The organism is Streptomyces sp. NPDC014894, assembly GCF_043080985.1.
GTDB lineage: Bacteria > Actinomycetota > Actinomycetes > Streptomycetales > Streptomycetaceae > Streptomyces.
Genome location: NZ_JBIBWD010000006.1, coordinates 177557 through 196617 on the forward strand (window position 1 = coordinate 177557; position 19061 = coordinate 196617).

General features: G+C 73.7%; 17 protein-coding genes. 10 read left to right on the plus strand and 7 right to left on the minus strand.

Annotation, left to right across the window (positions count from 1 at the left end; translation table 11 throughout):
* Window positions 1-317: 317 nt before the first annotated feature.
* The 3 genes from ACF089_RS16655 to ACF089_RS16665 form a co-directional block, all read right to left on the minus strand.
* On the minus strand, window positions 318-1172 hold the full coding sequence (locus ACF089_RS16655) for a hypothetical protein (RefSeq protein ID WP_392026702.1): 855 nt from the start codon (window positions 1170-1172) through the stop codon (window positions 318-320).
* Between the two features lie 5 nt (window positions 1173-1177).
* A complete protein-coding gene (locus ACF089_RS16660) occupies window positions 1178-2710 on the minus strand; it encodes an AAA family ATPase (protein WP_392026704.1) in 1533 nt (510 codons plus the stop codon).
* A gap of 110 nt (window positions 2711-2820) precedes the next feature.
* Entirely contained in the window at window positions 2821-3024 is a 204-nt protein-coding gene (locus ACF089_RS16665; protein ID WP_392026706.1) for a cold-shock protein, read from the minus strand.
* 459 nt (window positions 3025-3483) lie between these two features.
* Between ACF089_RS16665 and ACF089_RS16670 the strand changes: the two genes are divergently transcribed.
* The 5 genes from ACF089_RS16670 to ACF089_RS16690 all read left to right on the plus strand — a co-directional run bounded on the left by ACF089_RS16670 (window position 3484) and on the right by ACF089_RS16690 (window position 8029).
* The gene (locus ACF089_RS16670; RefSeq protein WP_392026707.1) at window positions 3484-3918 is read left to right on the plus strand and encodes a hypothetical protein; all 435 of its coding nucleotides are present in this window, start codon (window positions 3484-3486) and stop codon (window positions 3916-3918) included.
* Between the two features lie 64 nt (window positions 3919-3982).
* Entirely contained in the window at window positions 3983-5464 is a 1482-nt protein-coding gene (locus ACF089_RS16675) for a hypothetical protein (RefSeq protein WP_392026709.1), read from the plus strand.
* Between the two features lie 46 nt (window positions 5465-5510).
* A complete protein-coding gene (locus ACF089_RS16680; RefSeq protein ID WP_392026710.1) occupies window positions 5511-6152 on the plus strand; it encodes a hypothetical protein in 642 nt (213 codons plus the stop codon).
* Between the two features lie 50 nt (window positions 6153-6202).
* Entirely contained in the window at window positions 6203-7033 is an 831-nt protein-coding gene (locus ACF089_RS16685) for a histidine kinase (RefSeq protein ID WP_392026712.1), read from the plus strand.
* A 108-nt stretch (window positions 7034-7141) separates the two neighbouring features.
* Window positions 7142-8029: an endonuclease/exonuclease/phosphatase family protein gene (locus ACF089_RS16690; RefSeq protein ID WP_392026714.1), complete on the plus strand. Its 888-nt coding sequence runs from the start codon at window positions 7142-7144 to the stop codon at window positions 8027-8029.
* A gap of 100 nt (window positions 8030-8129) precedes the next feature.
* Here the strand turns inward: ACF089_RS16690 and ACF089_RS16695 are convergent, their stop codons facing one another.
* The 3 genes from ACF089_RS16695 to ACF089_RS16705 all read right to left on the minus strand — a co-directional run bounded on the left by ACF089_RS16695 (window position 8130) and on the right by ACF089_RS16705 (window position 10954).
* Window positions 8130-9404, minus strand: coding sequence for an NAD(P)/FAD-dependent oxidoreductase (locus ACF089_RS16695; RefSeq protein ID WP_392026716.1), 1275 nt, complete (start codon window positions 9402-9404; stop codon window positions 8130-8132).
* Window positions 9404-9727: a 2Fe-2S iron-sulfur cluster-binding protein gene (locus ACF089_RS16700; RefSeq protein WP_392026718.1), complete on the minus strand. Its 324-nt coding sequence runs from the start codon at window positions 9725-9727 to the stop codon at window positions 9404-9406. The genes ACF089_RS16695 and ACF089_RS16700 overlap by 1 nt, the downstream gene beginning before the upstream one ends.
* Window positions 9728-10021: 294 nt before the next feature.
* Complete coding sequence (locus tag ACF089_RS16705) at window positions 10022-10954, minus strand: LysR family transcriptional regulator (protein WP_392026720.1); 933 nt, start codon at window positions 10952-10954, stop codon at window positions 10022-10024.
* 238 nt (window positions 10955-11192) lie between these two features.
* On the opposite strand from ACF089_RS16705, the gene ACF089_RS16710 reads away from it, so the two are divergent.
* The 4 genes from ACF089_RS16710 (at window position 11193) to cydC (ending at window position 17535) form a co-directional block, all read left to right on the plus strand.
* The gene (locus ACF089_RS16710; RefSeq protein WP_392026722.1) at window positions 11193-12545 is read left to right on the plus strand and encodes a cytochrome ubiquinol oxidase subunit I; all 1353 of its coding nucleotides are present in this window, start codon (window positions 11193-11195) and stop codon (window positions 12543-12545) included.
* A 240-nt stretch (window positions 12546-12785) separates the two neighbouring features.
* Entirely contained in the window at window positions 12786-13859 is a 1074-nt protein-coding gene (locus tag ACF089_RS16715) for a cytochrome d ubiquinol oxidase subunit II (protein WP_392026723.1), read from the plus strand.
* Between the two features lie 26 nt (window positions 13860-13885).
* Window positions 13886-15856 (plus strand): ABC transporter ATP-binding protein/permease, encoded by a 1971-nt coding sequence (locus tag ACF089_RS16720; protein WP_392026725.1) that lies wholly within the window; start codon window positions 13886-13888, stop codon window positions 15854-15856.
* Window positions 15853-17535, plus strand: a complete 1683-nt coding sequence (cydC, locus tag ACF089_RS16725; RefSeq protein WP_392026727.1) for a thiol reductant ABC exporter subunit CydC — start codon at window positions 15853-15855, stop codon at window positions 17533-17535. The genes ACF089_RS16720 and cydC overlap by 4 nt, the downstream gene beginning before the upstream one ends.
* Before the next feature lie 27 nt (window positions 17536-17562).
* Here cydC and rpmF read toward each other — a convergent pair whose 3' ends face one another.
* Window positions 17563-17730, minus strand: coding sequence for a 50S ribosomal protein L32 (gene rpmF, locus ACF089_RS16730; RefSeq protein ID WP_392026729.1), 168 nt, complete (start codon window positions 17728-17730; stop codon window positions 17563-17565).
* A 135-nt stretch (window positions 17731-17865) separates the two neighbouring features.
* Here rpmF and ACF089_RS16735 point away from each other — a divergent pair, with 135 nt between their 5' ends.
* A complete protein-coding gene (locus tag ACF089_RS16735; protein ID WP_392026731.1) occupies window positions 17866-18999 on the plus strand; it encodes a glycerate kinase in 1134 nt (377 codons plus the stop codon).
* Window positions 19000-19061 lie beyond the last annotated feature (62 nt).

The following is a 19061-nucleotide window of genomic DNA, read 5'->3' on the forward strand; positions in this document are numbered from 1 at the left end:
GGTACGGCTGCGCACACGGGGGCCCGACGCGCCGCGAGCCCACGCCGACCGGCGGCGAATCGAAGCGCGGCCGGACCGGCCCCCGACAGAGGCCCGCCGTACGGGCCCCCGCGCCCGACACCGCCGTATCGCCCCGCCCTTCTCTCGGAGAAGGCCCGCGCGGCGCGGAGAGGAAGACCGCTCTCCGTCGCTCCCGGTAAGGGAACGATTACCATGGAGCGCGGAATTCGGAACGGCCCGCGAGAACCCCCGATGCGCCGGGCCGGAGTATTCGGGCGAGTTCTCCGGGAGGTTCTCGTATTTCACCCGGCGGCGCGTCAGCCGAACGGAGCCTTCGTACGCCAGCCGCCGTTGACGTACCAGTCGTCGGCCGCCAGCCCCCGGTACAGCGCGCTCTCCAGCGTGTTCGGATTCGCGTCGTCGGTCCACTCGGCGGCCCGCCGCGCCAGGAAGCGCGCGACATCCCTCACCGGGCGCGCCCGGAGCATATTGCCCGTCGCGGCGAGGTGCGTGCTGACCTGGAGGCGGTAGCGCTCGTTCAGGTTGTAGACCCGCAGATGCGTACGGAGCCGGGCGACGACCGTCGCGTCCCAGTCGGGATGGGCGCTGACGAAGAAGACCATCGACATCCGCTCATTGCCCCGGGGCCTCCTCACCCGCGACGACAGCCACGGATGGTGAGAGAAGTCGTCGAAGTACGGATGGAGCGTCTGATCGCCGGCGGCCGCGGGAGCCGCCTGGGACTTGCCGATGTTGCAGTCCCGGCAGGCCGGGACGAGATTCACCGGCACCACGCCCAGCAGCGGATACTTCCCCTTGGGCAGATGGTGGTCCAGCGTCTCCACCCGGCCCTGCCCGCAGAGCGGACATCGGTCCTCCGCACCCCTCTTGATGGCGTCGTAGACCGGCCGCCCCGGAGCGTTCTCCCTGGCCATACGGGCGGTGTACACCTTGGCCAGCGCCTTGCGGTCCAGATAGCCGCCCGGCCGGCCCGCCAGCGCGGACAGCCCGTGCAGCGCCTGCTTCTCCGCCGCCTCCCGGTACTCGTCCCCCGCCTCGGCGACGGCGTCCTCGAACTTCTCCAGCCGCGCCCTGAGCAGCGGACGGGCGGTGCTGACACAGATCCGGTACGTGGCACGCGCATCGAAGTCGGGCGGATCCAGACGCCGCACGGGGATCAGCCCTCCGTCTCGTCGGCCGGATCGTCGCGCACGCCGAGCAGCGCGCTCAGCGCCAGCTGCGCCTCGCTCCCCAGCCGGCCGCCGTAGTGGTCGACGACGGAGTCGTAGGAGTGGTCCTCCGCCACCAGCCGCCGCAGATCGCGCAGGAACCCGGCCTCGGCGACCTCCAGACCGAACACCTCGTGGGTGAGCAGACCGACGTTCTCGCCGTAGGTCTCCACCCGGGGCCGGCCGCCGCCCAGCTGGTCCCCGTACCGCCAGAGCTTCCACACACAGTGCGCCGGGATCTCCTGGAGCACCACCGGCGAGTGCGTGGCGACCACCGCGAGGCCGTTGCGGTCGGCCAGCAGATCGGAGAGCGCCCGCATGAACGCCGCCAGCAGCGGAGGATGCAGATGGGTCTCCGGCTCGTCGATGATCACCAGCGTGCGTTCGCCGACATGCTCGATCAGCCGGGTCATGGTGAGCAGCACGATCCGATGACCGGCGCTGAGCCCCCGGAACAGGGCCCGGGCCTTCTTCTCCCGGGAGCGCAGGCTGACGGTGTTCTCGAAGTTCTCCAGCCACCCCTCCTCCAGCAGCCCGCCGCCCGGATGGTCCAGCGTCCGCAGCGCCGCGATCCACCGGGGCGCGCGCTCACGCGTCAGACACGCCCGCAGAGCCCGGCCGAAGTCGCCGCGCAGCCCGTACGGAGTCTTGAACTTCGGCGAGCGCGCCCCCTGGACCCGCAGACCCACATAGGAGGCGAGGAACATCTCGTCGCCCTCGACCACGGGGAAGTCGTCGAAGGCGCTGAAGGACACGGTCACGAGATTGGTGAAGGAGCGCCCCTCCCGCCCGTACTCGATCACTCGCCCCAGCAGCTCCGGCATCGGCTCCACAGCGGCGACGGCCCGGGCCAGATGCGACAGCACATAGGACTTCCCGACCCCGTTACGGCCGGTCAGCGCGTGCACATTGGTGCCGGGGCGCGAGCCCGGCTCGACCCTGAACCGCAGCCGCAAGGGCTCGACCCCGGGCGGCGCCGGCGGCTCGTAGGCGATGTCGAAGGAGATCCTCCGGTCGCCGCCGCGCGCGATGCGCCGCAGCTGGCCCCGTACGGCGGAGAGCTGGACGAAGCGCAGCAGCGAGGTGCGGGCGACGTCGTGGCCCAGCGCCAGGCGGCAGCTGTCCTCGTCGAAGGCGATGTCCCGCAGCGCCCGCAGCACGTCCTGCCGGACATGGCCGGGGAGCCGCCGCAGCCGCGCGTAGTAGTGGTCGTCCTGACCCAGCGAGAAGAACGACCGGTCCAGCTCGGCGAAGCGCGCCGGCAGCGGGGTGGCGCTCTCCCCGCCACGGCTCATCGAGGTGTGCCCGATCTTCACCGTGCCGATGTCCACGGGGCCCTCGGGCGTCCGCAGCCGCAGGGTGAACGCCGTCCGGTATCCGTCGTCGTCCCAGTCGTCGCGCACCAGGATCGCGTCGGCGTGCTCCCAGAGGCCGAACTCCCCGCCCCGGAGCCGGCCCTGATCGATGACCGCGAACCGCACAGTCCCGTCCTCCCGCCTCGCCCGTGCCCCGTGACCCGCCCGTACCGGTCGGAAAGCCGACGGCGCGGCGTCCCGCACACCGTGCGGGACGCCGCGCCGTGCCGACCGGGTCAGGCGGGAACGATGTTCTCCGCCTGCGGGCCCTTCTGGCCCTGCGTGACGTCGAAGGAGACCTTCTGGCCCTCCGTCAGCTCACGGTAGCCCTGGGTGGCGATGTTGCTGTAGTGGGCGAAGACGTCGGGACCGCCGCCGTCCTGCTGGATGAAGCCGAAACCCTTTTCCGCGTTGAACCACTTCACGGTGCCAGTTGCCATGTGCTGTCTCCTGCTCGGTGCGCCGGGCACACCCCGGGGGGAGTGCGCGCCGCGCGAAGTCGTCGGCCGCATGTCCTGCCGTCAGGCCGGTGTCCACGAGGCGCCCATTCAGTGCCGCACAAGCCCGTCCGGGGACAGTTCTGAGCTGCGCACCTAACGGAAGGTACGGGGCCAGCCACCTACCGCGATACATGGAATCCGGCCACCCGCGAGGGGGCCTGGCCGAAAATAGGCCATCGAACCCCGCCGTACCGCCCCGGCGCACCGGCCGCAGCCCGGCGCCCCGACCTCGCATCGTCACCCAACCTCCGCGTGATGGCCATGGCATGCCCCCCGAATGACTTCATATGATCGGTCCGGTACGGCCGTGAGGACGGCCCATCCGGGTGCGGCGGAACGCGACGCCCGGGACCGCCCGCAGGACGGGCGGCGAAGAAGACGACCACGGGGACAGAGCGCATGGTGTGGAGCGAAGGCGTCGGGCCCGGCCCGGCCGGGGAGCAGTCGACGCGGCTGAACGGACTGCCGCCGGAGCCGGGAGGCCCGGGCGGACCCGGCGGATTCGGCCCGGGCCAGGGCGACCTTGCGTCGACCCCGGCCGCCAAGCGGTCCGCCGCCTCCACCATCGAGTCGGAGCTGGAACCCCGCACCAAGAAGGCCGGCGACCGGCCCGACGAGGCCAACGGCAAGGTCATCAGCGGCCTCAGCGGCTGGGCCACCGCCGCGGGGATGAAGACGGTTCAGGAGACCTGGGACGGGCAGGTCAAGACGCTGCTGGGGCGGCTCGCCGGGGAGAAGGGGGCGCTGCGCGCGACCGCGGGCACCCTCCAGGGCACCGACGTCGAGCGCAAGACCCGCATCGGCGCCGTCCAGTCGAACCTCGACAAGTACTGAACCGCCGCGCCCCCGGACCGTCGTCGGCCGTTCCGGGCGCCCGAACGCTCCCAGGGGGAACACCATGCTGACCTATCACGACGTCATGACGGCCGATTTCGGCGGCCTCACCGCCGCCGCGGACAAATGGCAGGAGGCGGCGGAAGAGTTCGGCAAGGTGGAGAAGCGCTACCGGGACAGCGTCGAGAAGATCACCATGGACCGCGCCTGGCTGGGCGACAGCGCCAACGCGGCCCGCGCCAACTTCGCCGCCACCCGCTACGAGTACGAGGCGGCCCAGACCCAGGCCAAGGCCACGGCGACCCTGCTGCGCAACGCCCACAGCGAGCTGACCGAGCTGAAGAAGCAGCTGGAGTCCAGCCGGGCCGAGGCCGTCAAGGCCGGGATGAAGGTCTCCGAACAGGGCAACGTCACCTACGACTACGACCGGCTCAGCGCCCAGGAGCGCGGGACCGCGATGAACCACCCCGGCCACGCCCAGGAGATCCAGACCGCCGTCCAGAGCTGGCAGGACCACCTCAAGGACCGGGTCAAATTCGTCGACGACGCCGACAAGGACCTCAAGAAGGACCTGGAGGCGGTGGTCAAGGACGCCGGCGGCAACAAGAAGGACGCCACGGCGGGCGGCTTCAACGGCGACGCGGGGAAGGTGGCCGCGGCCGACGACCAGGCGAAGAAGGTCCGGACTGAACTCGCCTCGGTCATGGAGATGAAGGGCGACGAGACTCTCGACGACTACCTGAAGCGGCTTCAGCGCGAGGGGATCACCCGGCTCACCGGCAGTGAGCAGGTGGGCAAGGCCATCACGGCCTACCTGGCGGGTACGGCCAAGGTGGGCATGGTCCTCAAGGCGCTCTCCACCGTCGTGATGTGGTCCGGCAAGCTCGGCAAGTACGCCTTCCGGCCGAACCCGATGAACGCGCCGGGCACCATGACCGGGAAGTTCGTCAAGACCCGGCTGGCGGCGGCGCAGCCGGGAAGCCTGCTGAGCAAGGTCCCGCCGAACGCGGCACGGTTCATGTACGGCTCCGACTTTGCGGCCGAGTTCGGTGCTCACATGCGGCAGGGCAACTACTTCATCCCTCCGTCACACCAGGCGAATCTGGCTACGGTCGCCAAGAACGGCGGTTTGGGGCAGGCGGCCAAGGCGGCCGGCTGGGTACGCGGCGCGGGCGTCGTCGGCGGTGCCGCGGCCACGATCTACGGCGTGGCGAATTTGACCACGTACAACACCGACATGATCAAGGCCAACCCTTCCAAGTTCGCCACCGATGTCACCAGTACGGCGTTCAACGCGTCTCTGACGGCGTTGGCGGTGGCACCGAACCCGGTCACCGCCGGCCTTGCCGTCGGCACGGGCATCGCCTACCTCGGTGCCACGGGCTGGGAGAACCGCAAGGAGATCATGGATGCAGCCGGCGCCGCGGCGGACTGGACCGGGAAGACCGCTGACAAGATTGGGGACGGCGTTTCCAAGGGGCTCGACAAGGTCGGCGACGGTATCGCGAGCGGAGCGAAGAAGATCTTCAACAACCCCTTCGACTGATCAGTCCCGCCCCGCCGCCGATGCCGCGTCCGAGCAAGGAGTAAAGATGCAGACCGCCACCACACCCTTCCGGTTGACCTCCTTCCGGGACAAGCACCCCTCGTACACGGACGGCTACGAGGGCTGGCGTGGGACGTCCCCGGAGCTGGGGGAGATCTCGGTGACCTATCCCTTCAGGCCCGGCGAGGAGCGGATGTACTCGCTGGTCGAGGGCGAGGGGATTCCGACGGTCCGCTACGACACCAAGGGTCTCCATGTGTCGGCCGGTCTGGGGATGCCGACGCTGAACCGGGGGACTCTTCGGGTGGGTGACGAGGAGGTCGCCATGAGCCGTAACCGGCTCGGGGTGACCGAGCAGAGTCGTGCGCTGCATCTCACCCGTGGAGAGGACGAGTACCGGCTGTGGGCGATCACCGGGCTGCACTACGCCCTGGCCCGGCAGCCGGCCGGGGGGAGGCCCGGGGTGACCGTCCGGGTCGAGCATTCGGGCAAGTTCGGCATCCGGGCCATGCGCGACGGCCGGCTGCACCTCGCCTTCGCCATTGAGGGGGTCGCCGAGCCCGCCGACATCGCCCTGGCGGCCATGTTCTCCGGGGTCGACCGTTCCAACCTCACCCCAGGGGGTTCCGTGCGGGCGATGTTCGCCCGGGGCCGCGACCAAGTACTGGAGATCGGCACCGGGCTCTGACCGGCCGCCGCACCACCCACACCCGCCCCACACCGAAACGAGCGAACCCCATGCCCTCCTTCGACCTCTCCCGGTACCGCTTCCGCCTCGGCGACGACGACCTGGCCGTCCTCGCGCTGCTGGCGACGGGGGAGCCGGTGCCCGATCAGCTGACGGGGGCGCTTCCGGCGCTGCGGGAGGCCGGGCTGATCTGGCCGGACGGGAGGCTGGCCGAGGCGCTGCTGCCGTTGATGAACGCGCTGCTCAGCCCGTCGGCCATCGTGGGCGTGGAGACGAACGGCCGCCAGGGCGAGCTGGCGCACGGAGTGCTGATCGGCGCGGACGACGTCTTCTCGCACGAGTCCTGGCCGGGCGCGACCGAGTCGGAGTACGTCCGGGTCGACCGCAATATGGTGGTCTGGGAACTCGCCCGGATGGTGAATCTCCAGCACCCCGAGGCCCCGCTCACCGGGCTCGCCACGGTCGACGCCACCCTGGGCGCGCTGGACGCGGCGCTGGCCGCGATGGGGTACGCGGCCACGCCCGCCGACGAGCCCGTCGCCGTCCGCGCGGCGCTGGCGAACACGGGCGGGGTGCGGGAGCCGGAGCTGTCCCGTCTCGCCGAGCTGATCGTCCAGCTGCGGTGCAGCTGGCGCATGACGGCCGCCTGGCCCGGTCACGACGGCGAGCAGCCGGGCGTCACCGCCCGGGGCTTCGCCGTCTGGGACTGCGGCCCCCTCGGCTACTGGCGCCGCGACCTCCCGGCGGAGCCGGTGATGGAGGACGCCACCGGTCCCACCACCCCGCTGCGGCTCACCCGGGTCCTCCCCAAGGAGATCTGGCAGATGGTCGAGGACTTCCTTCCCGCCGGCGCCGGGACCGCCGGATCCCGGGCCGTCTGACCGACCGCCCCGGTCGCCCGGGAGGGCCGAGGCCCCCGCCGCGTCCGAGCGCCGAGACATCCGGCACACCGCGTGTGTCGCCGCCGCCCCCGTCCCATAATCTGCTGCGTGCGGGCGGCGGAGGCCGTCCGCGTCCACGGCGAGGAGGCGACGGTGTTCGGAAGGGGTACGTGGTGGCTGCTCGCGGGCGCCGTGGTCGTGGCCTGCGTGGTGCTCATCGGCCCCAACGCGCCGAGCGATCCCCAGTTCGTCAGGTCGTCGCCGGTCGAGGCCGGCCGGGACGCCGTGCCGAACCGGGTCATGACCTGGAACATCTGCAACCCGTGCAAGGAGAGCGACGTCGACCAGGCGGCGGAGATCGCCTCGTACGCGCCCCAGGTCATCGGATTGCAGGAGGCGTGCGTACGTGACGTCGAGCGGATCCGGGACCGGCTGCGGAGCCGTCACAAGCTGGTCTACCACGTCGAGTACGGGATGGTCCTCCGGAGCCGGAGCCGCTGCGGGGGAACGCCGTGGAGCCCCGGGGCCTTCGGGCAGGCGGTCCTCTCGGCCGCGCCGATGACCGACCGCGTGCGCGTCGAGTACCCCGACGGGGGATCCGAGGACCGCGGGTACATGGCGGTCACCACCGAGGTGGGCGGCCAGTCCGTCCGGGTCTTCAACACCCACCTCGCCCACCGTCGCCAGGAGGCGGTCCGGGCCGCCCAGGTCGGCGTGCTCGCCAAGGAGGTCGCCCGGCACGACCGCGCGGTCGTGCTCGGCGACTTCAACGCCGTGCCGTACGCCCCCGAACTCAACAGGATCTGGGCGCTGGCCAAGGACACCGACCACCGGTGCCGTTCCTCGTCCGCAGGCGACGCCTGCGAGACGACCACCGACTGGCACAGCAAGTTCGACTACATCTTCCTGCGCGGCATCGACCGGCTCGAACACGGCGTGCGCCCCAGCGCGTACTCGGACCACCATCTGGTCCACGCCGACCTCGACCTGACCTGACCCGGACCGCCCCCGACCACCCGCCGGGACCGGGACCCGACCCGGCCCCGGACCCCGGCGGTCGTCACGGAGGGCGGCCGAGAAGGCCCGTACACCCTGCTCAGCCGCCGGACGGCCCCGCCGGCACGCCAGCTCCCCGGTCCAGGGAACGGGCCCGGAGGGAGAAGCCCTCCGAGGCGGCCTCCGCCGGGCTCACCCTGACCCCGGCGGCGAACAGCCGTCGCGCGGCCAGATGGTCACCGGGCCGGTTGACGGACTCGACCGCCCGCAGCGCCGCCCCGCCGAAGAGCAGGACGGAGAACGCGCCGGGGCCGTCGCCGAGCACCACCTCGGTGTCATGCCCTCCGGCGGCCCCCGCGATCTGCAGCGTCGTCGAGAACTGACGGCTCCAGAACCAGGGCGGCTCGTCGTAGGCGCGCGGCGCTCCGGTCAGCCGTTCGGCGACCAGCCGGGCGTGCCCGACGGCGTTCTGCACCGATTCGAGCCGCAGCCGCCGCCCGGAGCGAGCCCGCGGGAAGGCGGCGCAGTCGCCGACGGCCGAGATGTGCGGATCGCCGGTCAGTAGCCGGGCGTCCACGAGCACGCCGTCGCCCACCGGGAGTCCGGCCCCGGCGGCCAGCTCCGTGCGCGGCACGACGCCGACGGCGATCAGCACCAGATCGGCCGGCAGCCGGCCGCCGTCGGTCAGCTCCACCGACCGCACCGCCCCGCGACGGTCGCCGTGCAGGGCCGCGACGCCCCGGCCGAGCAGCAGCCGGACGCCCTCGCCCCGATGCAGCCGCGAGAGGTGTTCGGCGGTCCGGGCCGACACGGACCGGGCCAGCGGGCGGTCGAGCGTCTCGACCACCGTCACCTCGCAGCCGGCCTTCCGGGCCGCGGCCGCGCATTCGAGCCCGAGGAATCCGGCGCCCACCACCACCGCGCGCCGGCCCGGCCCGAGCGACGCCCGCAGCGCGGCGGCGTCCCGCGCGGTGCGCAGTGTGAGCACCCCGCGCAGCCCGGCTCCCGGCGCCCCGAGCCGACGCGGCCGGGCCCCGGTGGCGAGGACGAGATGTCCGTACGCGTACCCGGATCCGTCGTCGAGACGGACCGTGCGGGCGACCGGGTCGATGCCCGTCACCGTGCCGGTGACCAGGTCGATCGAGTGACGCGGATAGTACGTCAGCGGCCGCAGCCACAGCTGTGACTCGTCCGCGTCGCCCGTGAGGAACGCCTTGGACAGCGGGGGGCGCTCGTACGGGAGGGCGTCCTCGGCGCCGATGAGCGTGATACGTCCCCGGTAGCCGCGCTCGCGCAGGGACGCCGCCGTCTGGAACCCGCCCTGGCCGGCCCCCACGACGACGACGGACTCGGGCCGTGTGCGGTCCGCCGTCATCAGTACTGCCGATCGGGGAGGCCGACCGTCAGGCCGTCGAGGGCCTCCGTGACGGGAAGCCGGCACCCCAGCCTGCTGTTGGAGCGGCGTTCGGCGGCGGTGAAGTCGAGCATGTGCTCCTCGTCCGGCCCCACCGGCTCCAGCCGGCCGAGGTAGGACTCCTCCACATAGACGTGGCAGGTGGCGCACTGCGCGTTGCCGCCGCACTGGGCGACGATGCCGTCGATGTCGTTGAAGACGGCGCCGCGCATGACGCTCGTACCGAGGGGGACCTCGACCGAGCGCGCGGTCCCGTCGACGGCCGCGTAGGTGATTCTGGGCATGGCGGAACTCCTCGATGGCGTCCGGCCGCGCGCGAGGGCGCGCTGTGACGCGGACGCCGGTCACAGGGGATGCGGAAGGTGCGGAAGGCGCCGCCGGCGGCTGGTGAGGGACGCGACACCCCTGCCAACTCGCGTATGGCGTCCGGCCGGTGGGACACACGACGTCCCCGGCCGGGAATACGGCGGCGCGTCGGACCGTACCAAAGGTCCGCCGGGCGCGCCAGAGCGGAGCGCGCGATCCGGACGCCCGGTCGGGGCCGGGCGTCCGGAGTCCGGGCGTTCGGAGTCCGGGCGTCAGGAGGCCGGGTCGGGGGCGCGCTCGCGGCGCGGCGCGGTCAGACGGTGGGTCATGAAGGGCCGGCTGGTGGCGAACTCCCTGAAGCCGTGGGCCGCTTCGGACAGATAGGTGTCGCGGTTCCACACCAGCGTGAGCACCCGGTGGCAGTCGGGCACGTCCAGATGCACCCAGGCGACCGGGACATGCGCATCCGTGCCCACCCGGCGGGAGATCGCCGGGATGAGACCGATGCCGAGGCCCGCGCTGATCATGTCCTGGCTGGCCCCCGGTTCGTCGCCCTCGCAGGACACCAGCGGGGCGAGCCCCTCGGACGCGAACAGCCGGTCGAGGAGGGCGCGCTGCCAGTGACCGGCGCGGGTGGTGACGAACGGCTCGTCGGCGATCTCGGGGATCGTCACGCTCTCCCGGCCGTCGAGCCAGTGCCCGCGCGGCACCGCGAGCAGCACCTCCTCGCGGGTCAGCTCGATCGCGTCGAGGTTCGGGCCGGTCAGCGGTTGTGAGGCGACGCAGAAGTCGACCTCCCGGGAACGCAGTTGGCGTTCCATCTCGGCCGCCGTCGACTGGAAGAGCCGTACCTCGGCGCGAGGGTGGGCGGCCCGGAAGCTGCCGAGCAGATGGGTGATCGTCAACAGCGTCTCGGACGCGACGCTGACCCGGCCGAGCCCGGTGTCACGGGCGTCGCGCAGGGCCCTGCGGCCGTCCTCCAGCTCGCTCAGCGCGCGTTCGGCGTGGCGCAGGAAGATCGCGCCGTACTGGTTCAGCCGGATACGGCGGCCGCGCCGGTCGAAGAGCGGGCAGCCGAGTTCGGCCTCCAGACGGGCGATGACCCGGCTCAGCGAGGGCTGGGCGACGCGCAGTTCCTCGGCGGCGCGGCTCATGTGCTCGTAACGGGCGACGGTCCGGAAGTAGCGCAACTGGAGCAGATCCACGGTCCACCTTCACTCATGCCTTCAGCGTCATCATCACATGGCGAAATCGGTCTTGGAACTGCATAAGCGATTGTCCCTACGGTCGTCACCGGGGTCACCGCACAGGTGACGGGCGGCGACGCCCGGCGTCTGCACACGCGATGCGGTGGCCCCGTACCGAACCGGCACGGACATCGACACCGAACCCAACCCCCGCGCACGAACCCGCCGTCCGCCGCACCTTCAGGAAGGCCGCACCATGAGCGCTGCGGATCTGGCCCGACTCCAGTTCGCGGCCACGACCGGCATCCACTGGCTGTTCGTGATCCTCACCATGGGGCTCGTCCCCATCGTGGCGTTCCTGCACACCAGGGCCGCGTACACCCGCGATCCCGCCCGAAGAGCCGTCCGGGAGCGCATGACCCGCTTCTGGGGCCAGCTCTACGTCATCAACTACGCCGTCGGCATCGTCACCGGCCTCGTCATGGAGTTCCAGTTCGGGCTCAGCTGGAGCGGCCTCAGCAAATTCGCGGGCAATGTCTTCGGCGCGCCCCTGGCCCTCGAAACCCTCATCGCCTTCTTCGCCGAGTCCACCTTCCTCGGCATGTGGATCTTCGGCTGGGGCCGGCTGAGCCGGGGCGCGCACATCGCGCTGATCTGGCTGGTCGCCCTGACCGCGTACGCGTCGGCGTACTGGATCATGATCGCCAACGGCTTTATGCAGCACCCCGTCGGCTATGAGATCCGGGACGGCGTCGCCCATCTCACCGACTTCGGGGCGCTGCTCGCCAACCCCAACGCGCTGCTGGCCCTCCTCCACATCACGCTCGCCGCGCTGACGGTGGGCGGTGTGCTCGTCGCCGGGATCAGCGCCTATCACTTCGCCCGGGGCTCCGAGGACGCCGACCAGTTCCGGGGCTCCCTGCGGCTCGGCGTCGTGGTGGGCGCGGTCGCCTCGTTCTTCGTCGTCATCGCGGGCGATCTGCAACTGCCGCTGCTGCGGCGGACCCAGCCCATGAAGACGGCGGCCCTGGAGGGCGGCGACGTCGAGCGGGTGGAGGCGCGGCTCGTCCAGGAGCACGGGCCCGGCGACTATGTGTTCGCGCACGACTGGCTGCGGCTCTCGATGGACGTCATGACGATCATCGGCAACACCGTCTCCACCGTCACCCTGATCGCCGTCTTCCTGCTGCGGAAGGACTGGCTGGTGCGCCGGCGGCCGGTCGCCCTGCTGATGACCGCGATGATCCCCTTCCCCTTCATCGCCTCGGCGGCCGGCTGGGTGGTCCGCGAGATGGGCCGCCAGCCCTGGATCGTCTACGGCGAGCTGACCGTCGAGGACGCGCTCTCGCCCGTCGGCAGAACCTCGCTGGCGGTCTCCTGCGCCGTGTTCGTCGCGATCTTCCTCGCGCTGGCGGTGACGAACTGGACCCTGATCGCCCGGTTCGCCCGGCGGGGGCCGTCCGCCACACAGCTGGGGTCGACGGAGCCGCTCGCCGATGAGGCGGACGGCGAGTCGGCTGAGGGCTCGGGCGGTGGTCCGGGGGGTGGTCCGGGCGATCCGGGGGGTGGTCCGGGCGGCGGGAGGCGGGTCGTCGTCCCGGTGCTCTGAACCGGCTGAGCGTGCGTGCCTGCTGTGGCCTGCTCTGGCCTGCGTGGTCTCCATAGCCTCCGTGGTCTCCGTGGTCTCCGTGGTCTCCGTGGTCTGTGGGGTCTGTGGGGCCTTTGGGTCCACCGGGGCTGCTGGGTCATTCCGTTGGCTGCCCGCGCCCCGACTCCGCCCGACCCGACCGGCAGGTCCCCCTGAGCGTCCGCCCCGGACGCCCCACCACGATGGAGAGTTGAACGAGACATGAGCCTGGAGATCTTCTGGCTGGCCGTCCTCGGTCTGCTGCTCGCCGGGTACTTCGTGCTCGGCGGCTACGACCTGGGCGTACAGATGCTGCACCCCGTCCTCGGCGGCCGAAAGAGAGCCGAGGCCGGGTCCGAGGCCGGAGCCGGGGTCGGACCCGGCTCCGGGGCGGGGTCCGGGGAGCCCGGCCGGAACGCCGCCCTGGACGCCATCGCGCCCTTCTTCCTCGGCAACGAGGTCTGGCTGGTCGCCTTCACCGGAGTGCTGTTCGGAGCCTTCCCCTACCTGGAGGGCTCCCTCCTGTCCGGGCTGTATCCGCTCTTCGTGGCCATCCTCGTCGGCCTGGTCCTCGGCAGCGCGGCGGTCCAGCTGCGCGGCCGCGCCCACACCGCCCGCGCCCGCCGGCGCTGGGACGCCCTGATCGTCCTCGGCGGCGCGCTGCCCGCCCTGTGCTGGGGGCTCGTCCTCGGGCTGCTGCTCCACGGCGTCCCTCGGAGGCCCGACGGCGTCTTCCGCGTCGGGGCCGGCGATCTGCTCACACCGTTCGTCCTGGCCTGCGGCGCGACCACCGCACTGCTCTTCGCCGCGCACGGGGCGGCCTTCGTCGCGCTGCGCTCCGCCCCCGGCGCCGCCGCCCGCGCCCGGCGAGCCGGTACGGCCCTGCTGCGCGCGGTCGCGGCCACGGGCTCCCTCGCCCTGCTGCTGACGCTCTTCGGCGCCGGAGCCTCGATGACCAACCCCCTGACCTCGGCGATCCTCGCCGCCCTGCTCGCGGCTGCGCTCGCCGGGGCCCGGAGCCTCCTCGGCCGGGGGCACCACGCCCGCGCGTTCGCGGCCACCTGCTGTGCGACCGCGCTGCCCGTCCTCCTGGTGGGCGCCGGGCACTACCCGTACGTCCTGATCACCTCGGCCGGAGCTGGAATGACGATCCATCAGGCCGCCGCCGACGAGGTCACGCTGAAGATCCTGGCCGCGTTCGGGGTCGTGGTGATCCCGGTGATCCTCGCGTACCAGATCTGGAGCTGGTGGACCTTCCGAGGGCGCACGGGCCGCCGCCACCCCGGCTACTTCTGAGCCGGCGAAGCCACGAGAGGCCCGGAATGAAACCGGTCGAACGCCGTCTGATCCGCGAACTGCCCCTGCTGCGAAGGCATATGACGTACTCCGCCACGCTGGCGTTGCTGGGCGCGGTGCTCGTCGTGATCCAGGCCGGCCTGCTGGCGACGGTCCTCGCGGACGGCTTCGCGGGGCGTACGTTCCCGATCGCGCCCCTGGTCGCGCTCGGGGCCGTCATGGCCCTGCGCGCGCTGCTCACCTGGGCGCGGGGCGCGCTCGCCCAGCGCGCCGCAGCCGACGCCAAGCGCGCGCTGCGCGACCGGCTCACCGGCCGGCTGCGGCACGCCGACCCGCTGCGCCTCGCGGGCGGCCGCCACGGCGAGACGGCCACGCTGCTCACCCGGGGTCTCGACGCACTGGACCCGTATGTCGTCGGCCATCTGCCCGCGAAGGCCGCCGCCGCGACGGCGCCCCTCACGGTCGTCGTCTGGCTGTGGTGGACCGACTGGACCTCCGCGCTGATCGTCGTCGTCACCCTCCCGCTGATCCCGGTCTTCGGCGCGCTGGTGGGCATGCACACGGCCCGGCGCACCGCCCGCCAATGGCGGTCGCTGGCGCGGCTGGGCGGCCACTTCCTGGACGTGGTCGCCGGGCTGCCGACGCTGCGCGCGTTCGGCCGCGAGCGGCACCAGACCCGCGTGGTGCGCGAGATGGCCGAGGCCCATCGCCGGGCCACCGTGCGGACGCTGCGGGTGGCGTTCCTCTCCTCTCTCGTCCTGGAGACGGTCGCCACCTTCTCCGTCGCGCTGGTGGCCGTCCCCATGGGGCTGCGGCTGCTCGGCGGCGGGACGGATCTGCGGACGGCCCTGATCGTGCTGTTCCTGGCCCCCGAGGCGTATCTGCCGCTGCGGGCGCTGGGCGCGGCCTTCCACGACAGCGCCGAGGGCATCACGGTGGCCGAACGGGTCTTCGCGATCCTGGACCGCCCGGACGGACCGGCACCCGCCGAGCGCGGCGACCGCATCGCGCGCCTGAGCACCGACCGTCCCGAGCGCCCCGAGCGCCTGGGAGACGCGGACCGCCCTGTCCGTCCCGGCCGGGCCGGTGACGCCGACCGCCCCGACCCCGCCACGGACGCCGACGGCCCGGCGAGCGCCGACCGCCCCGGCCGAGCGGTCGGCCCCGACCGCCCCGGTCACCGCGCCCCCGCCGCCGACGCGCCCCCGCCCGCCGACCGCCCCACCGCCCGCACCCCCGCATCCACCTCCACCTCCGTACCCACCTCCACCTCCGTACGCGCCCCCGTGCCCGACGCCCGTACCGCCCATCTGCGGCTGCACGCCGTCACGGTCCGGTATCCGGGCCGGGCGGTGCCCGCGCTCCGCGACGTCTCGCTCTCCGTCCGCCCCGGCGAACACCTCGCCCTGGTCGGCCCGAGCGGCGCGGGCAAATCCACCCTGCTGGCGCTGCTTCTCGGCCTGGTGGCGCCCACGTCGGGCCGCGTCCGGGCCGGCGGGTGCGACCTCGGGGGCGTCGACGCCGAGGCCTGGCGCGCCCAGGTCGCGTGGGTGCCCCAGCGCCCGCACCTGTTCGCCGCGTCCGTCGCGGACAACATCCGCCTCGGCCGCCCCGGCGCGAGCGAGGCCGAGGTGCGCCGGGCGGCCCGCGCCGCCTTCGCCGACGACTTCGTCCGGGCGCTGCCCCGGGCGTACGACACCCCGCTCGGCGAGCACGGCGCGGGGCTCTCCGCCGGCCAGCGCCAGCGGATCGCGCTGGCCCGCGCGTTCCTCCTGGACGCGCCCGTGCTGCTGCTCGACGAACCGACCGCCCACCTCGACCCCGAGAGCGAGGCCGCCGTCACCCGCGCCACCGTCCGTCTCATGCGCGGCCGCACCTCGGTCGTGGTCGCCCACCGCACCGGACTGCTGCCGTACGCCGACCGGATCGTCACGGTACGAGCGGGCCGCCTCGCCCTCCTCGAACCGGCGTCCGGCCAGGGGCGGACGGCCTCATGAGCGCCCCCGGCCCCCGCCCCACCCTCCGGCTGCTGCGCCGGCTCCTTCCGTACTGGCGGCGGCTCCTGCCCGCCGCGCTCGCCTCGGCGGGGAGCGAACTGGCCGCCGCCGCGCTGATGACGACCGCCGCCTGGCTGATCGCCCGCGCCGCCGAACAGCCCCCGCTCGCCTCGGTGAGCCTCGCGATCGTCGCCGTACGCGCCCTCGCCCTCGGGCGCGGAGTCCTGCGCTACACCGACCGGCTGCTCGGCCACGACAGCGCGCTGCGGGCCGTCGCGGGCTTCCGCGGCCAGGTGTACGAGGCGCTGGTGCCGCTCGCCCCGGCGGGCGTCCCGGCCTTTCGCGGCGGCGATCTGCTGACCCGTCTCGTCGACGACGTCGACGCCGCCCAGGACCTGCTGCTACGGGTGCTGATCCCGGCGACGGCCGCCTGCGCGGTCTCCGCCGCCGCCGTGGGCACGGCCACCGCGCTGCTGCCGCAGGCGGGTCTGCTGCTCGGGCCGCTCCTCGCCGTGGCGGGACTCCTCGTACCCGCGCTGGTGCTCGCGCTCTCCCGCCGTACGGCCCGCGCGGGACGGACGGCGCGCGCCGAACTCGCCGCGCTCGCGCTGGACATGACCGAGGGGGCGGCGGACCTCGCCGCGTACGGAGCCCGGGGCCGCGTCGAGGAGCGGGCCCGCCGCGCCTCCGCCCGGATCGCCGCGCTGGAGCGCCGGGCGGCCCTGACCGCCTCGCTCGCCTCCGCGGCGGTGCTGCTGCTCCAGTGCGCCGCGACCGTCGGCGTCACCTGGCTCGCGCTGCGCTCGCACGCCGCCGGCGCGCTCCCCGCCGTACACCTCACCGTGCTCGCGATCCTGGCGCTGGTCTCGTTCGAGGCCCTCGCGCCGCTGCCCGCGGCCGCCCGCCGCCTCGCCGAGGTGCGCGCCTCCGCCCGGCGGCTCGCCGACCTCCTCGACACACCGCGCCCGGTCGCCGAACCGGCGGCCCCGGCCCCGCTCCGCACCGACGGGCCGCTCGGCGTGGAGATCACCGGCCTGCGGGTCCGCCATCGTCCCGACGGCCCCGCGGCACTCGACGGGGTGACGCTGCGGCTGCCGCCCGGCGGGCGCGTCGCCCTCCTCGGAGCGAGCGGCTCCGGGAAGTCGACCCTGATCGCGGCGCTCATGCGATTCGTGCCGTACGAGGCCGGAAGCATCCGCGTCGGCGGACGCGAGCTGCGCGACTGCGCGGGCGCCGACGTCCGCCGGGCCATCACCGGGATGACCGAGGACGCCCATGTCTTCCACGCCACGATCCGCGCCAACCTGCTGCTGGCCCGGCCCGACGCCACGGACGCCGAGCTGCGGGCCGCGGCCGGCCGGGCCCGGCTCCTGGAGTGGATCGAGTCGCTGCCCCACCGCTGGGACACCCTTCTCGGCGACGGCGGCTCCGCGATCTCGGGCGGTCAGCGGCAACGGCTCCTCCTGGCCCGCGCGCTGCTCGCCGACCCGCCGGTCCTCGTCCTGGACGAACCGACCGAGGGCCTCGATCCGGACACCGCGGCGGCCGTCCTCGCCGACGTCCTGGACGCCACCCGCGGGCGCACCACGCTCCTGATCACCCATGAGCGGGCGGGCCTCGCCGCCGCCGACCGGATCGTGACGCTGGACGGCGGCCGGATCCGCCCCTTCACCGGGTGACCCCGCCAGGAGGGCCGCCGGGCGGGGTCACTCGGGGCGCAGAAGCCCGCGCTCGTACGCCTTGGCCAGCCGGCGCGGGACCAGATAGGAGGACCCGTCCACGGTGACGGGGACGAGCTGGGGCGCGGTCGCCTTCCACCGCGCGCGGCGGTGGCGGGTGTTGCTGCGGGACATCTTCCGTTTGGGGACGGCCATGGGGGCTCCTGGGGTGGTGGGTGTGACAGTGGACTATAGGCGAACATGAAAACCATTGCCAACTGGGTCGGCAGGGCCGCCCCCGGGGTCGGCGGGACCGCCCTCCGCCGCCCGCCCGGTGGAAGAATCGGACCCGTGAACACGAACACCCCGCCCCGCGTGCTGTGCGCCCCGGACAAGTTCCGTGACGCCCTCACGGCGCGCCGGGCGGCCGAGGCCATGGCCGCCGGAGCCGGGCAGGCGGGCTGGGACGCCCTCGTACACCCCCTCGCCGACGGCGGCGAAGGCTCCCTGGACGCGGTCGTCGCCGACGGCCGAGGCACCGTGGAACCGGTGGACGCGATCGATCCGCTGGGCCGCCCGCTGCGTACCCGGATCGGCCGGCTGCCCGACCGGACCGCGCTCGTCGAGGCCGCCGACGTCATCGGCCTGGCCGCGCTCCCCGAGCCCGACCGCGACCCGCTGCGTGCCTCCAGCGCGGGACTCGCCGCGCCCGTCCTGGCCGCCGTCGCCGGAGGCGCCCGCCGGATCGTGGTCTTCCTCGGCGGCACCGCCACGGTGGACGCGGGCGCCGGACTGCTCACCGGGCTCGGCGCGGAACTCCTCGACGGGGCCGGGAACCCGCTCGCGGGCGGCGGCGCGGACCTCCCGCGCGTCGTCCGGGCCGACCTCGAACCCGCCCGCCGGGCGCTGCGAGGCGTCGAACTGGTCGTCGCGGCCGACGTCCGCAGCCCGCTGTACGGGCCCGACGGGGCCGCGTTCCTCTACGGCCCCCAGAAGGGGGCCGACGCGGCGGCGGCGGCCCGGCTGGACGAGGGGCTGCGCCGTTTCGCACCGTTCCTCGGCGACGCGGCGCAGGTCCGGGGCGCGGGCGCGGCGGGCGGTCTCGGGGCCGCGCTCTCCGCGCTCGGGACCCGGGCGCCGGTCTCCGGGGCGGAGCTGATCCTCGAACTGACCGGCTTCGCCGCCCGGCTGGCCGACGCCGATCTCTGTCTCTCCGGGGAAGGGCGCATCGACCGGAGCACGGCGGAGGGCAAGACGCCCCACGCGGTGCTGACCGCCGCCCGGCGGGCCGGCGTCCCGTGCGCCCTGCTCGGCGGCACGGTCACCGCCGAGGCCGGTGAGCTGTACGCGCACCACGCCGCGGCCGTCGTCGCGGTGGGCCGCCGCCCGCGCCCGCTGCGGGAGGCGCTGGCCGCAACCGCCGACGACCTCGCGGCGGCGACGCGTGCGCTGTGCGGGCTCGCGGGGGCGTTCCGCCGAGGCTGAGCACCGGGCCGGGGCGGTGGCCGGTACGGCGGCCGGGCGCGGGCACGACCCGCCCGGCGAAG